Consider the following 14,736-nt stretch of genomic DNA (forward strand, 5'->3'; position numbering starts at 1 on the left):
TCCGAGCCCTATCAGTTTCATTCACAGCCATTTGAGCGAGTCTAGAGGCGGCCAAATCAGGCTTCTGCTGCCTGCTGGCTACAGGGCAGTTCCATATTGACCACCCCCTCTTCCATTTGCACGTCGATCTTGAAGCCAAGCCGTTTGGCGAGGTTGACCATGCCACGATTGCTGGGCATGGTCATGCCGGATAGCTGGCCAATCCCTTGCTCTTTGGCGTAACGGATGATCTTCTCCATCATCAATTTGCCGAGGCCCACCCCTTTCAAGTCCGATCGCACCAGAATGGCAAACTCGGCATCGCTCTGGTCCGGGGTCGAAATGGCACGCACTACGCCGAGGATCTGATCCTGCAGCTCGCCATCTTGCCCCACCGCTACGAAGGCCATCTCCCGGTCGTAATCGATCTGGGTCATGCGGGCCAGCTCTTCGTGACCCAGTTCGCCGACATCGGCAAAGAAGCGTTTGTACCTGTCTTCATCGGAGACCTGTAGCACGAACTGCTTGTGAGCAGGTTCATCTTCCGGCCGGATTGGGCGCAGCAGGATATGGCGCTGATCTTTAAGCCAGGCACCCTCCTCCAGTTCGGTAGGATAGGGGCGGATCGCCAGTCGGTTGCTGGTCGGGATGGCGGGGTCAGCCAGTGTGAGGCTGGCATCCAGTACTACCATTTCGGCGCCGCACGCTTGCAGCGGGTGCAGGTCCAGCTCCTGAATTTCAGGAAAGGCGAGCAATAGCTCGGAGAGCTGGCAGAGCACTTGACCGAGGGCATCGATATCCAGTCGTTCCGGCGTCGCCTGCTCACGGATCTTGCGGCTCTTGAGGGCTCCTATGATCTGGTAACGAGCCAGTGCCTGATTGAGCGGTGGCAAGGCTGCCACCATCTCCTGCGGTTCCGCACCCGACTCACCCAGCAGAATAACGGGGCCAAAGATGGCGTCTTGCTGGATCCGCACCCGCAGCTCCAGGCCGCCGCTGCGGCGAGCCATCCGCTGCACCAGCAAGCCTTCGATGCGGGCGCCCGGATCATGCTGTTTGACCCTGTCCAGAATGGCATCTGCAGCTTGCGCCACTTCGGCCGAGGTGCGCAGATTGAGCACCACCCCGTGTACGGCAGACTTGTGCAGGATATCGGGCGAGCGCAGTTTTACCGCTACTGGATAGCCGATCTGCTCGGCGGTGAGGGTCGCCTCGATGGCGTCAGTGACGATCCAGGTGGGCAGGGTCGAGAGACCGGCGGCTTGCAAAATCGGGTGTACCAGATGGGTATCCAGCCTCAGTTGCTTGCGCTCCTGCGCCTGATGGATCAGTTGCTGGCACAGCTCGACATTGAGCTGGTTGCCATGCAGGGATGCCGGGGTTTCCATCAACTGCTTCTGGTTGCGGCGGTATTCCACCATGTGCATGAAGGCCGCCATGGCGCTTTCCGGCGTGCGGTAGGTCGGGAAGCCCGCCTCGGTAAAGAGTTTACGCCCCTCCTGCGCCGAGTATTCGCCCGCCCAGTTGGTGAGAATATTGAAACGGCGCGCTCTGGGATGCTGTTTCAGATGGGCGATAAGATGGCTGGCCAGTGGCGCGCTCGGGGCCGTGAGCGAGGGGGCGTGGATGATCAGGATGGCGTCGATGCCATCCTCCTGCAACACGCTGTCCAACGCCTCCTGATAGGTGGCGATGGTGGCATCGCTGCCGATGTCGAGCGGCGGGCGAGCCAGCTTGCCGCCACGCTCCAGCAGCACATCCACCGCCATATTGGCCAGGCCGCGGCCGTTGGAGATGATGGCGAGCCGCTCCCCCTTGAGGGTCATGGAGTGGCTCAGGGTTTCTACCGCGGCGAATAGTTCGTGGGTATCCCGCACCCGTAACATGCCGGCGCGGCGGATGGCCGCATCATAGACATTGTCGAGGCCGTGGGTCGGTTCGTGGCGCCCGCTTTTCAGCACCAGGATCGGCTTGTTGCGCGAGGCTGCCCGCGCCGCCGAGAGAAAGTGGCGGGCGTCGTGCAACTTGTCCATATAGATCAAAATGGCGCGGGTGACGCTATCGCGGGAGAGTTGATCCAGCAGCTGGCCGAAGTCGATATCGCAGTGATCGCCAAGGGAGATGAAGGCGGAAAAGCCCAGCTCATGCTGCTTGGCCCAATCCAGAATGGTGGTGCTGACGGCGGCGGATTGCGACAGAAATGCGACTTGCCCCGGCTTGGCGGCAATGGGTGAAAAGCTGGCGTTGATCCCTTGGCCGGGCAGCAGCATCCCCATGCTGTTGGGGCCGAGCAGGCGAATGTCATATTGCTGGCAGACCCGTTTCAGCTCCAGTCGCTCCTCGGGGGAAAAGTCGGCGGCCAGTATGATGGCCGCCCCCGCCCCCTTCTGGCCAAGCGCTTCCAGCAACGGCAAGACCCGCTCCCGCTTGGTGCAGATGATGGCGAGATCCGGGGTTAGCGGCAGGCTGGCAATATCGGGATAGGCCAGCACGCCGGCGATGGACTTGTTGCGCGGGGTGACAGGGAGGATGGGCCCTTTGAACTGGCCCGCCAGCAGGTGGCGCACGATCACATGACCCGCCTTGAGCGGGTCGGTCGAGGCGCCGATCACGGCGATTGATTGGGGTTTGAACAGCCGATCCAGACCGCTTGCTTTCATGGGCACTCCCGACAAAAGGGGGAAGATACCAGTCTAATACGCCTTTGCTGCGGGTTCTGTGACCGGATCCGGATCACCGTTTGTTCAGGGCATTGGCACGCAGATAAAAGCGCAGTTCGCCCTGCACCCGGCGAATGGCTCCCAGGTGGCGTTCCTGAAGATAGATATCCTGCTCCCGGTCCAGCGCCGTGCTGGGCACGCCCATGCTTTGCAGATACTCGTCAAACAGGGTTGAACCCTTGATCTCTACCAGATGCTGTTTCATGGCTCTCCTCCCTGCGCCTTGGCGTGTGTTGATGAACTCCCAGTCTGAGATGACCTGCCGGGTTTGCCTATTGTCACTTTTGACACGAGATTTGACACGAGAGCACTCACACATCTTTCAGAGAGGGCGCCGTTGAGACGCTGGCTGGCGTTATAGTATGGCGAGGAGCACGAGGCACGGATGGTGCACAGGATGATCAGAGTCTGGTGGTGGTGCATGGCACTGTGGACGGTTGGCGTATCGGCAACCGAGCAGCCTATCCGCGCCTGGAATCTGCTGCTGGATCACCCCAACCCCGCCGTTGTCCAGTTGCTGCGCCTCTCCCTCGATCTCACCGTGCCCGAATATGGCCCCTACCAGCTGGTCTCCAGCCCGCGAATGGAGCAGGGGCGGGCGGTGAAGGAGCTGCGCAGCGGCGAGCTGGTTCAGGTCGGTGTCTTTGCCCCGGATGGTCAGCGAGAGCGGGAGTTGCTGGCAATCCACATTCCGCTGGCCAAGGGGCTGCTGGGGTGGCGGGTGTGTCTGGTTCGGCGGGGGGATGAGGGGCGTTTTGCCGCGATCGGGTCGTTGGCGGACTGGCATCGCGCCGGGCTTTCCATCGGCCAGCACAGATCTTGGCCAGACACCCAGTTGCTGCGGGCTAACGGCCTCAAGGTGACGGTGGGCAATCTTTATGAGGCGCTCTTCAACATGCTGCGCAAGAAGCGCTTTGACTGCTTCCTGCGCTCGGTCATCGAGGTCGAGGATGAACTAAGGCAGCATCCGGATCTCGCCATCGAGCCCCGTCTGGTATTTCGCTATCCGCTGGCGCTGCTCTTCTTTGTCTCGCCAAAATATCCGGAGCTGGCCCAGCGCATCGAGCTTGGCCTGCTGCGGGCGCGGCAGTCTGGTGCTTTTGACCGGGTTTTTGAAGAGGGATTCGGCAGCACTATTCGGCGGCTGAAACTGGATGAGCGGGTGCGCCTCGAGCTGCACAACCCCGACTTGCCGCTGCCCAGCCGCATCATGATGGCCGATCCGGCCCTTATCTATAAACCGGTGTCAGCGCAGTGAGCCCTGATTCTGCGCGGTATCCCAGAAGGCGCGGATCAGCGGTTCCTCCAGCCGCTTCTTGAGTACCCCGATCCCCACATCAAATGGCTTGAAGGCGGGTTTGAGGTCGATGATCCGCACCTTGTCGCCGAGCGGGCTGTGGTCGATCACCGCCGCCGGCACCAATCCTACGCCACAACCGAGCGCTACCATGGCGACAATCCCCTCGTTACCCGCCACTTCGGCATAGATGTTGGGCGCTATCCCCTTGTTGCGAAACCATTGATCGCTGCGTTTGCGGGCCAGCCCCTGCTCGGAGAGGATGACTGGCAACTGCTCCCAATCAGGTTCTCCCTGACGGAACCACTGGTTCAGTTGCGGGGCGTTGCGCGGCGTGATAAAGACCAGCGGTACCAGTTGCAGGCTGGCGAACTCCAGCTTGGCGGGCAGGGCATCGGGGCGGGCGGCGATGGCGAGATCGGCCTCGTCGGCCAGGATCTTGTCCACTGCCAGCGCCGGGTCACCGGTCTCCAGCTTGATCTCCAGCTGGGGGTAGCGGCGGCGAAAGCGCTCCAGTACCTCGGGCAGCAGAAAGTAACTGGCGGTGACCGAGCAGAAGACCCGCAGCCGCCCTTGCAGCGGTTCGTCACTGCGTTTGAGCTCCTGCTTGAGCTGACGCCACTCCTGCAACAGGCCGCCGCCAAATTCCCGCAGCTTCTCGCCGGCAGGGGTGAGCCGTACCGAGCGGTTGTCCCGTTCGAACAGGATGCAGCCGGTCTCCTGCTCCAGTCGCTGGATGGCGCGACTCAGGGTGGAGGGGCTGACCGCCATAGCATCGGCGCTTTTGCCGAAATGAAGGGAGTCGGCGAGGTGGAGAAACAGCTCGAGATTGCGAAGGTCCATCTTTCAGCTCCTGGCGCGGCTTGTGTGCCCGATATCCAGCGGTTGGCGGCTTATTTCTGCCATCTCGCGGTACATTCAGCAGGCAATTATGAAGGGTGAGCGTTTCAGTTATTGCAACGTACTATTTCGAATATATCAGTTCAGGCAATAAGTGTCCCGCGCTATAGTGGTTCAGACAACGCCGCTATCCGGCATGGAATCAATCGAACGGAGCAATCACCATGGCTAACTATTTCAACACCTTGAACCTGCGTCAGCAGTTGGCCCAGCTGGGCAAGTGTCGTTTCATGCAGCGCGAAGAGTTCGCGGACGGCTGCAACGTGCTGAAGGGCAAGAAGGTGGTGATTGTGGGCTGTGGTGCCCAGGGTCTGAACCAGGGCCTGAACATGCGCGACTCCGGGCTGGATATCTCCTACGCCCTGCGCAAGGCCGCCATCACCGAGAAGCGTGCCTCCTGGCAGAAGGCTACCGACAACGGCTTCGCGGTCGGTACCTATGAAGAGCTGATCCCGACCGCCGATCTGGTGCTGAACCTGACTCCGGACAAGCAGCACTCTGACGTGGTGAAGACCGTGATGCCGCTGATGAAGCAGGGCGCTGCGCTGGGCTACTCCCACGGCTTCAACGTGGTGGAAGAGGGTCAGCAGATCCGCTCCGATATCACGGTCGTGATGGTGGCGCCCAAGTGCCCAGGCACCGAAGTGCGTGAAGAGTACAAGCGCGGTTTCGGCGTGCCGACCCTGATCGCCGTTCACCCAGAGAACGATCCCAAGGGCGAAGGCATGGCCCTCGCCAAGGCGTGGGCCTCTGCCACCGGCGGCGACCGTGCCGGGGTGCTGGAATCCTCCTTCGTGGCGGAAGTGAAATCTGACCTGATGGGCGAGCAGACCATCCTCTGCGGCATGCTGCAGGCCGGTTCTCTGCTCTGCTACGACAAGCTGGTTGCCGAAGGCACAGACCCGGCCTACGCCGGCAAGCTGATCCAGTTCGGCTGGGAGACCATCACCGAAGCCCTGAAGCAGGGTGGCATCAGCCTGATGATGGACCGCCTCTCCAACCCCGCCAAGCTGCGCGCCTTCGAGCTCTCCGAGCAGCTCAAGACCCTGATGCGCCCGCTGTTCGAGAAGCATATGGACGACATCATTGCCGGTGAGTTCTCCCGCGGCATGATGGCCGACTGGGCCGAAGATGACGTCAAACTGTTCACCTGGCGTGAAGAGACCGGCAAGTCCGCCTTCGAAAACGCCCCGGTGTTCGCTGGCAAGATTGCCGAGCAGGAGTACTTCGACAATGGCGTGGTGATGGTGGCCATGGTCAAGGCGGGTGTCGAGCTGGCGTTCGAGACCATGGTGGCTTCCGGTATCTACGAGGAGTCTGCCTACTACGAATCCCTGCACGAGTTGCCGCTGATCGCCAACACTGTTGCCCGCAAGCGTCTGTACGAGATGAACGTGGTCATCTCCGACACCGCCGAATACGGTAACTACCTGTTCGCCAACGCCGCCGTGCCGTTGCTGCGCGAGCACTTCATGCCGACCCTGAAAGCGGGCGATCTGGGTGCCAGCAAGGCGGAAGGGCAGAGCGTCGACAACCTGACGCTGCTGGCAGCCAATGAGGCGACCCGCAACCACCCGATCGAAAAAATCGGCCAGGTATTGCGCGGTTATATGAAAGACATGAAACGCATCGCCGTTGGCGGTTAAGCCAGCATCGGGCTGGAGGATGAAGGGGCGGGGATGACGATCCCCGTCGCCGGTCGGACTGGACACCCGCTCGGCCAGCCAGAAAACTCAGCCTGACAGTCATAAAAAAGCCCCGCTCATCGAGCGGGGCTTTTGCATTCAGAAAGGCTGGATAAATCAGGCTTTCCACGCTTTCCAGGTGTTGATCAGACCGTTGGTGGAGCAGTCGTGGCTGGTGACAGCCTCGTTGTTGCCCAGCTCCGGCAGGATCTTGTTGGCCAGCTGTTTGCCCAGCTCCACACCCCACTGGTCGAAGCTGAAGATGTTCCAGATTGCGCCCTGCACGAAGATCTTGTGTTCGTACATGGCGATCAGGGCACCCAGGGTTTTCGGGGTCAGGCTCTTGAACAGGATGGAGTTGGTCGGGCGGTTGCCTTCGAACACCTTGAACGGCACCAGATCCTTGACCTGCTCCAGGGTTTTACCAGCAGCCAAGAACTCGGCTTCGACCTCTTCCTTGCTCTTGCCGAAGGCCAGCGCCTCGGTCTGGGCGAAGAAGTTGGCCAGCAGTTTCGGGTGGTGGTCACCGATCGGGTTGTGGCTGATGGCCGGCGCCAGGAAGTCACAGGGGATCAGCTTGGTGCCCTGATGGATCAGCTGGTAGAAAGCGTGCTGGCCGTTGGTGCCCGGCTCACCCCAGATGATGGGGCCAGTCTGGTAGTCAACCGGCTTGCCGTTGCGATCTACGTACTTGCCGTTGGACTCCATGTTGCCCTGCTGGAAGTAGGCTGGGAAGCGGTGCATGTACTGATCGTACGGCAGAATGGCTTCGGACTCGGCACCGTAGAAGTTGTTGTACCACAGGCCGATCAGCGCCAGCAGTACCGGCACGTTCTGCTCATAGGAGGCAGTGGCGAAGTGCATGTCCATCTCGAAGGCGCCTTGCAGCAGGGCTTCGAAGTTCTCGAAACCGACAGACAGGGCGATGGGCATGCCGATGGCAGACCAGGAGGAGTAGCGGCCGCCAACCCAGTCCCAGAACTCGAACATGTTGTTGGTGTCGATGCCGAACTCGGCCACGGCCTTGCCGTTGGTGGAGAGGGCTGCGAAGTGCTTGGCAACGTGGGCCTTGTCACCGGCGATATTGATGAACCAGTCGCGGGCGGTCAGGGCGTTGGTCATGGTCTCCTGGGTAGTGAAAGTCTTGGAGGCCACCAGGAACAGGGTGGTTTCCGCATCAATCTCTTTGAGAGTCTCGGCGATGTGGGTGCCATCGACGTTGGAGACGAAGTGCATCTGCAGGTGGTTTTTGTAGGGACGCAGTGCCTCGGTGATCATCACCGGGCCCAGATCTGAGCCACCGATACCGATGTTGACCACGTGCTGGATCGCTTTACCGGTGTAGCCTTTCCACTCGCCTCCGATTACCTTCTCGCAGAAGCCCTTCATCTTGGCCAGTACGGCGTTCACTTCCGGCATCACGTCCTTGCCGTCGCACTCGATGGGGCGGTCGGAGCGGTTGCGCAGGGCCACGTGCAGTACGGAGCGGCCTTCGGTCATGTTGATCTTGTCGCCATTGAACATGGCATCGATCGCGCTGCGAAGATCGGTCTCTTTGGCCAGATCAACCAGCAACTTGAGGGTTTCTTCGGTGATCAGGTTCTTCGAGTAATCAACCAGGATGTCGCCGCCGAAGGTAAGGGAAAACTTGTCAAAGCGCTTCGGGTCCTGCGCGAACAGATCCTTGAGTCGGGTCTCTTTGTTTGCTGCAAAGTGGACTTCCAGTGCCTGCCAGGCCTGGGTTTGGGTTGGATTGATATTTTTCATAGGATTCCTGAAATGCCAAGTTGTGTTTGAACCTTGCAGGCAAGGTCCCGCCAAACCTTATTATCCGAGCATTATAGCGAGCCGATCGGGCGGCCCGTGTAACAGATTTTTACCGATTGTCTTTTACCGCAATGGGTCACTGCCGGGAGCATACAACCAGAACATTGGGATTATGTGTCACGAAAGCAAGGCGGATCTTGCGCTTGCTCATGATTGGGGCCACCCCGATAGCCTGAAATTGTTTTCATCCGGTTGACGTGGTTATGCATCGACATGGCCATGGGCTGGGGCCAGAAACGACAATGCCAGCCCGAAGGCTGGCATTGTCTGTTGCAGCAGAACCGCGATCACGCCTGCGGTTTTTGCATGTGCATCACCATCTGCGGGAAGGGGATCTCGATGCCTTCGGCATCAAAGGTCAGTTTCACCTTCTCGTGGAAGTCGAACCAGACCCCCCAGTAGTCAGCGGTCTTGACCCACGGGCGCACCACGATATTGACCGAGGAGTCGGCCAGCGCGGCAACGGCGATGGTGGCTGCCGGATCTTTCAGGATGCGCGGCTCTTCGCTTACCAGACGTTCGAGGATCTGCTTGGCCTTGCGCAGGTCGGAGCCGTAGCCGATACCGAAGGTCATGTCGACGCGGCGGGTATCCATACGCGAGTAGTTGACGATGGTGCCGTTGAGGATGGCGGAGTTCGGGACTACCACCATCTTGTTGTCACCTGAGGTGAGGGTAGTGGTAAAGAGCTGAACGGACTGCACCACACCCGCGGTGCCCGCCACTTCGATGAACTCGCCCGCCTTGATGGGACGGAAGATGATCAGCAGGAAGCCGGCAGCGAAGTTGGAGAGCGAGCCTTGCAGCGCCAGACCGATGGCCAGACCGGCGGCACCGATAATGGCGACGAAGGAGGCGGTCTGCACGCCAACACGGCCCAGCGCGGCGATCACCACGAACACCAGAATGGCGTATTTGAGGATGCTGCCGACAAAGTGGGTGACGGTGGTGTCCAGCTTGCGGGCCTGCATCACCTTGACCACGCCACCGCTGATGAGGTTGGCGGCGATATAGCCGACCAGCAGGGTCAGCAGGGCGGCGGCGATATTGACGCCGTATTCGATCAGCAGTCCCTGATTATTGACCAGCCAGGTCTGCGCTTCGGTAATGATTTCGGGTTCCATAGGATGTCCTGTCAGGTTCTAAAAGGTTTATGGTGGATAAATCTAACACCGCAGCGCGACAGTACGGGTCGCATCTGGTACTTCTTTTCTGCCATAAAAACCTGACACAAAAAAGAAGGGAGGCCAAAGCCTCCCTTCTTTTTGCTGAATGATGCGAAAAAAACCATCAGCTCTGCAGCAGCTGGCTGCGGATAAATTGCCACTGATCTTCAAAACCGGCGGTCGGCTTGAGCTTGAACTCGGAGCGCACGAACTGGCTGATGCGGCCCTCGGTGTAGGCCAGCAGCAGATTGGCCAGCATGGTCTCGTCGAGCTGGAAGCCTTGACCCTCGCGCAGCCGCTTCTCGCGCAGTACCTGCTTGATCTGGGTCTCCAGCTTGTCAAACAGGATGCTGATGCGATCCCGCAGCCGATCGTGCTCGCCCAGCAGGGCGTCGCCATTGAGGATGCGGGTGATGCCGGGATTGCGCTCGGCGAACACCAGCAGCAGCTGCAGGATATGGTGGCAGCGCGCCATGGTGTCCTTCTCTTCCGCCATGATCAGATTGACCCGTGACAGCAGGGAATCCTCGATAAAGTCGATCAGCCCCTCGAACATCCGCGCCTTGCTGGGAAAATGTCGATAGAGGGCTGCTTCAGAGACGCCGACCTCGGCCGCCAGACGGGCCGTGGTGATGCGCTGACCCGGACTGGTTTCCAGCATATGGGCGAGCGCCTGCAGGATCTGATCGCGCCGACTCTGTTTCTGATTACTGCTTGCCATGGATTCCCCTAAAAAAACAATGGCTTGATTCTATTATTAGGCACCGCCCATCGGGCTGGTGTGGTCTGTTATTGGCGACCAGAAGAACCAAAACCGCCTTCACCCCGTTCGCTCTGATTGAACTCATCGACCAGTTGGAAGCTGGCCTGAACCACCGGCATGATCACCAGCTGGGCGATGCGCTCGCCGGGTTGCATGGTGAACTCATCTTTGCCGCGGTTCCAGACCGAGACCATCAGCTGACCCTGGTAATCGGAATCGATGAGACCGACCACTATACGATAAAATACTGTCTCAATTTCTTAAGTGTATGAAATTACAGTTCTTTTATCTTGGTGTCGGAAAAAGTGTCTCAGGCCCCAGGTTTTGGTATGTTGGCGGTCTATGCTTTACCGGTACTACCGAAACCACCACTACCACGCTCGGTTTCGGTGGAGAATTCCTCAACAACACTCAACGACACCTGTACAACCGGTTGGAACATCAATTGTGCGATCCGGTCACCAGGCTGTACGGTGTAAGGGTCTTCGCCATCGTTTGCCAAGATGACGCCTATTTCGCCATGGTAGTCCGCATCAATGACACCAATGCCTTGAGCTACGCGAATACCATGTTTCAATGAGAGCCCAGAACGGGAAGCTACTATGGCTACTAAGCTCGGGTCCATCATATTGATAGCGAGTCCAGTTTTCAGAAGATGGCGAGCGCCTGGTGCAATCGTCACGGGTTCAGCGATGCATGCGCGTAGGTCCATGGCTGCGGAGCCATCGGTCGCGTAGGTCGGCATTGGGAGCTGTTCTGTGTCCAGAAGGTTATTGACCATGCGTGCTTCTATGCGTCGATACATCTTGTGTTCCTCGATAAACTTGAACTAGCAAATTCAAAAATGGGTACAGCGTTACAGGCGCGAAGAGATGGGGCTTGGCTTTTGTCAGCAAAGCAAAACAAAAAGCCATGAGATCTCAGCCGCTGACCGGGGGCTAAGATACCAGATTGCCTCCCTGCATGGCGAGGGTAGGGTTTACCAAAACCCTCGTGGTCAGCATCATCAGAGAGACAGGAGCAAACAGAGAGGGATTCATTTTGGTCATTTATCTGTTGGCAGGTAGTGAGCCGCTATAGGTATTTCATTTTCGCTAATTTGTTCGATAGTTAAGCATTGTTGCTGTTGGATAAAACCATGTCTTGCAGTTCTTGCATATGACAATTGAGCTTTTGAATATCTAAAAAGTGCCCTCTTGCAAAACTCGATGCAAGAAATGAAATAAGGTCTGGATAGTTTTTTATGTGACCATGCCTAAGAAGCAAATTAAATATGAAAAGGGCTAGTCTTTTTTCAGCGGTGTCACCATCTAATTCAGATAATGCAGTATGACAAGCATGATTGAAAACATTTTCGGCATAACCATCATATTCTGAATTATAGCATCGACCACCTTTTAGAATACTGCCTTCCAAGCAAGCCATAACAGTGGCATTTCCTGTGACCTCAAGCATAAATGATTGTAGAGCCTGTGGGGACTGAAAGGAGGCTCCATATTTTTCTATAAACTTTGCAACCAAATGCACGTGTTCAGGAATAGAGGACAGGCTTAATTGTATAACATCACAGTACAATATAGGAACTGGTGTCCCAGCAAATAAGTTCAGCTTAATGCTTTGTAGCTTAGTATTTAAGGAAATATTCTCAACTACATCAATAACAAACGAGTTTATGTTTACCGTAGGATAATTCGACTGTTTTGCGAGCATGCACACAACATGATCAATACATAACCAAGGTATATTGTTAGCAACAGAGAGTTGAAAAGTAGAATAAACTGTCCCGTCAATCATATCTCTAATACTAACTAATTCATTCGGGGTGTCAGATGGGATGAGTGATTCTACCTTTACAACTGACATAAGTGCTTTCAAGTCATTTATAAACTGAAATGAGTTCTGTTTAATATCTTTGTGTGTATATTTACGTAACCCATCATCAGTATATTCAATGGCTAGATAGTCTTCTCTGAGGATGTCAGAAAGCCAATGCTCATAAAATTTCTTTGATTGCTCTGAAATTACTATTTCAATTGATGAGTTGGATAAGTAGGTGGAGAATCCCATTAGAGAGAAATAGACGGCAGTATATAAATCTATAACTACTTTACTCGGCTTTTTAATTCCGTCATCATATAGCGCAATGTATTGGGTCGAATCTGCTGATGTCAAATGAGTTACTGCGCCTTTTATTGGATTGTCTGGCGCCGTATATCTACCTCTCATAGTAAGAGGGATTTTATCACTCCGTAATACATCATCTTTTTTTCTATCCTTCTCTGATAGAGTTTTTAATATCTTTTCAAAGTATGGTATAAATTCATCTTCACTATCTGGTACAGTATATAGCTTAAATACATCTGTACCGTCATTGATTCTATCCCTCAGCTCAATAGCATGTCTAAATGCCGCAATATAAGGTGACAATCGTTCAATTATGGTAAACTCTCCATATATAGGGTCATTTATCGTCTCGCCCTCTTTCATGCTATTTAGAATTTTCCCTGTTGGGGATTCTGCATCGAGTAGAGATGGATGTGTAACATCTAGATTTTTGACAATAATGCGATTATAAGTCTTGAAGCCATCACTATACCTTATTCCATCACCACAATATTTAGGTGTGTATGGATTGTCTGTTATTTCTGGTCTGTTTGATAAGGAGGAGACATGAATTTGAGTCAGTGGTTTTGCGACTCTTTCTGGTGCCTTCACGAACCAGTCAACTAACACTTTATCGGCAAAGTTAATATCAACGAAAGATGCTATTTCGCTAATTAATGATAGTTTGGACTCATGGAATTTTAAAAAAATAGAATCTGGTATTTCTCGTAAGACTTTTTTACGTTCATCAACATTAACCCCACTATTTCGCAGTGTAAATAACAATAAGTTCCAAGCGAAATGATCATCTGAATCAAGAGCTATTGCAGATCTGGATGCATTTATAGCGTATTGATACTGATTGAGGCGCTCATGAACTTGAGCCTCTAACAACCATACAAATGAGGTTTTTTCTTCTGGAGATATTAGCGCAACTTGAGACAAGAAAAGCTGATGCTTTTCACTTGCAACAAGGGCTCGTAAATAACATTCGAATAATGGTGATGCCCATGGTTCTTTAGGGATCATTGGGCTTAAGTAGTCTACAGCGAGAAGAGGGAAGTCCATGTCTATAAAGATATTACTCAACTCAATAAGTGCTAATGGGGGGAGTTGAATAAATAGAGCATCATTCAATTCTAGTAACTTTTTTGCCTCATCTACAAGTGAAACTATTTTTTTGTTATCCCCATCCTTGAGTATTAATGCCTTTAAATACAGCATGTAAAATGAATTTACATAACTCTCACCCGTATCGATGCTCCCACCTTTATTTATCCACTGCTCTACGATGGAGCCTTTGATAGTTTTCCTTTTTAAGGCATCAATAAGAACTAGATAGCGTTCAAAATCAATAGATATTTGAGAGAAATCTAATTCAGAATTTTCAAATGAGTTAGATAGCAAAGCTCTATTGATTTTATCGGATATGTCACTATCAAGCGTGCTGATCTTATCAGCATGTTTTTGCCCCATTATGATTAGGTCAGTTTGTGAAAAAAGAGTTATTTTAAGTAGATTTATTAATACAATTGCTAATCTTGCATCCTGCGAATCTATCATATTAGACACTTGAGCTATAAGTCTATCCACGCGTATTTTTACGCTACCATCAAGTGTCCAGATGTGCTTAGAATTGCCTTGGCTAAGTAATGAAGAGCTTTCGCAAATAAGAAAAAGAATTTGAGAATTGCTCGATGGAAAAACATCATGAAGATGTGTGCATATTTCCAAAGCTAATTTAAAACTATGAACTCTCAATGCTCCTCGGACTAACCCACATAGTTCATCTTCTAACAAATCTATTCTGTTGCTGGAATTGAAGTACTCTTTAATATCCGATTCTGTAGCGAGGCGCTCTAGGTATACTTCAATAACATGAGATGATTTTTCAGTAATTGAATTGTATCGTTCATGAGCTAAAGATGGCTGTGTTCGAGACTCTAAATCAATCAAGATTGACATGACCACTGATGTTATATAATCAGAGTTACTCCTGCCGCGCAAAAAATATAATATCTCTTGTCTAGATGATTCGCTTGGAAGTGAATTATCTATTAGATTGGTTTTTATTAACAAACATTCCAGTACAGTCTTTACTTCACATTCAAGCGAGCCTATATTTTTTATTACTTCAATCTTCTCTTTTGCTCTTGATGTCTCTCTATGACGGATGTCATGCATTATGTTATCCGCAACACTCTTCAAGTCCTGAGCCTTAATGCTACGTATGATATACTCATACTTATTTTCTACGTTGTCGCCAGAACCATAATGCATTTGTTTAGTCATATGT

At 53.9% G+C, this 14,736-nt stretch carries 10 protein-coding genes and 1 pseudogene; 2 read left to right on the forward strand and 9 right to left on the reverse strand.

Features of this window, described 5'->3' with window-relative positions:
- Window positions 1-56: 56 nt before the first annotated feature.
- Both OKC43_RS19015 and OKC43_RS19020 read right to left on the reverse strand, forming a co-directional pair.
- Window positions 57-2,639, reverse strand: coding sequence for a bifunctional acetate--CoA ligase family protein/GNAT family N-acetyltransferase (locus OKC43_RS19015; RefSeq protein WP_236272727.1), 2,583 nt, complete (start codon window positions 2,637-2,639; stop codon window positions 57-59).
- 73 nt (window positions 2,640-2,712) lie between these two features.
- Complete coding sequence (locus tag OKC43_RS19020; RefSeq protein ID WP_005339486.1) at window positions 2,713-2,904, reverse strand: hypothetical protein; 192 nt, start codon at window positions 2,902-2,904, stop codon at window positions 2,713-2,715.
- Window positions 2,905-3,096: 192 nt separating this feature from the next.
- On the opposite strand from OKC43_RS19020, the gene OKC43_RS19025 reads away from it, so the two are divergent.
- Window positions 3,097-3,957 carry a hypothetical protein gene (locus tag OKC43_RS19025; protein ID WP_236272728.1) on the forward strand — a complete coding sequence of 287 codons (861 nt, stop codon included), beginning with the start codon at window positions 3,097-3,099 and terminating at the stop codon, window positions 3,955-3,957.
- Here the strand turns inward: OKC43_RS19025 and ilvY are convergent.
- The gene (gene ilvY, locus OKC43_RS19030) at window positions 3,946-4,839 is read right to left on the reverse strand and encodes an HTH-type transcriptional activator IlvY (protein WP_236272729.1); all 894 of its coding nucleotides are present in this window, start codon (window positions 4,837-4,839) and stop codon (window positions 3,946-3,948) included. The two genes, OKC43_RS19025 and ilvY, sit on opposite strands and share 12 nt — an antisense overlap.
- Before the next feature lie 221 nt (window positions 4,840-5,060).
- On the opposite strand from ilvY, the gene ilvC reads away from it, so the two are divergent.
- The gene (gene ilvC / locus OKC43_RS19035; RefSeq protein ID WP_236272730.1) at window positions 5,061-6,542 is read left to right on the forward strand and encodes a ketol-acid reductoisomerase; all 1,482 of its coding nucleotides are present in this window, start codon (window positions 5,061-5,063) and stop codon (window positions 6,540-6,542) included.
- Window positions 6,543-6,698: 156 nt separating this feature from the next.
- Here the strand turns inward: ilvC and pgi are convergent, their stop codons facing one another.
- The 6 genes and pseudogenes from pgi to gapS6b all read right to left on the reverse strand — a co-directional run bounded on the left by pgi (window position 6,699) and on the right by gapS6b (window position 14,732).
- A complete protein-coding gene (gene pgi / locus OKC43_RS19040; RefSeq protein ID WP_236272731.1) occupies window positions 6,699-8,348 on the reverse strand; it encodes a glucose-6-phosphate isomerase in 1,650 nt (549 codons plus the stop codon).
- 347 nt (window positions 8,349-8,695) lie between these two features.
- Window positions 8,696-9,532 carry a mechanosensitive ion channel domain-containing protein gene (locus tag OKC43_RS19045; protein ID WP_005339493.1) on the reverse strand — a complete coding sequence of 279 codons (837 nt, stop codon included), beginning with the start codon at window positions 9,530-9,532 and terminating at the stop codon, window positions 8,696-8,698.
- A 166-nt stretch (window positions 9,533-9,698) separates the two neighbouring features.
- Window positions 9,699-10,295, reverse strand: coding sequence for a nucleoid occlusion factor SlmA (gene slmA / locus OKC43_RS19050; RefSeq protein ID WP_005339495.1), 597 nt, complete (start codon window positions 10,293-10,295; stop codon window positions 9,699-9,701).
- A 68-nt stretch (window positions 10,296-10,363) separates the two neighbouring features.
- Window positions 10,364-10,570 (reverse strand): annotated as a pseudogene (locus OKC43_RS19055) (dUTP diphosphatase); the annotation flags it as partial.
- Window positions 10,571-10,677: 107 nt separating this feature from the next.
- Window positions 10,678-11,142 carry a dUTP diphosphatase gene (gene dut / locus OKC43_RS19060; RefSeq protein WP_159164605.1) on the reverse strand — a complete coding sequence of 155 codons (465 nt, stop codon included), beginning with the start codon at window positions 11,140-11,142 and terminating at the stop codon, window positions 10,678-10,680.
- A gap of 305 nt (window positions 11,143-11,447) precedes the next feature.
- A complete protein-coding gene (gapS6b, locus tag OKC43_RS19065; RefSeq protein ID WP_159164604.1) occupies window positions 11,448-14,732 on the reverse strand; it encodes a GapS6b family protein in 3,285 nt (1,094 codons plus the stop codon).
- Between the last annotated feature and the right edge of the window lie 4 nt (window positions 14,733-14,736).

It is taken from the genome of Aeromonas sp. Y289-2, assembly GCF_027705925.1.
GTDB lineage: Bacteria > Pseudomonadota > Gammaproteobacteria > Enterobacterales > Aeromonadaceae > Aeromonas > Aeromonas veronii.

What these genes read in the sequence shown, in the direction of transcription:
- OKC43_RS19015 (WP_236272727.1), bottom strand. Translation starts at nt 2,639, where the DNA reads ATGAAAGCAAGCGGTCTGGATCGGCTGTTCAAACCCCAATCAATCGCC.
- OKC43_RS19020 (WP_005339486.1), bottom strand. Translation starts at nt 2,904, where the DNA reads ATGAAACAGCATCTGGTAGAGATCAAGGGTTCAACCCTGTTTGACGAG.
- OKC43_RS19025 (WP_236272728.1), top strand. Translation starts at nt 3,097, where the DNA reads ATGATCAGAGTCTGGTGGTGGTGCATGGCACTGTGGACGGTTGGCGTA.
- ilvY (WP_236272729.1), bottom strand. Translation starts at nt 4,839, where the DNA reads ATGGACCTTCGCAATCTCGAGCTGTTTCTCCACCTCGCCGACTCCCTT.
- ilvC (WP_236272730.1), top strand. Translation starts at nt 5,061, where the DNA reads ATGGCTAACTATTTCAACACCTTGAACCTGCGTCAGCAGTTGGCCCAG.
- pgi (WP_236272731.1), bottom strand. Translation starts at nt 8,348, where the DNA reads ATGAAAAATATCAATCCAACCCAAACCCAGGCCTGGCAGGCACTGGAA.
- OKC43_RS19045 (WP_005339493.1), bottom strand. Translation starts at nt 9,532, where the DNA reads ATGGAACCCGAAATCATTACCGAAGCGCAGACCTGGCTGGTCAATAAT.
- slmA (WP_005339495.1), bottom strand. Translation starts at nt 10,295, where the DNA reads ATGGCAAGCAGTAATCAGAAACAGAGTCGGCGCGATCAGATCCTGCAG.
- dut (WP_159164605.1), bottom strand. Translation starts at nt 11,142, where the DNA reads ATGTATCGACGCATAGAAGCACGCATGGTCAATAACCTTCTGGACACA.
- gapS6b (WP_159164604.1), bottom strand. Translation starts at nt 14,732, where the DNA reads ATGACTAAACAAATGCATTATGGTTCTGGCGACAACGTAGAAAATAAG.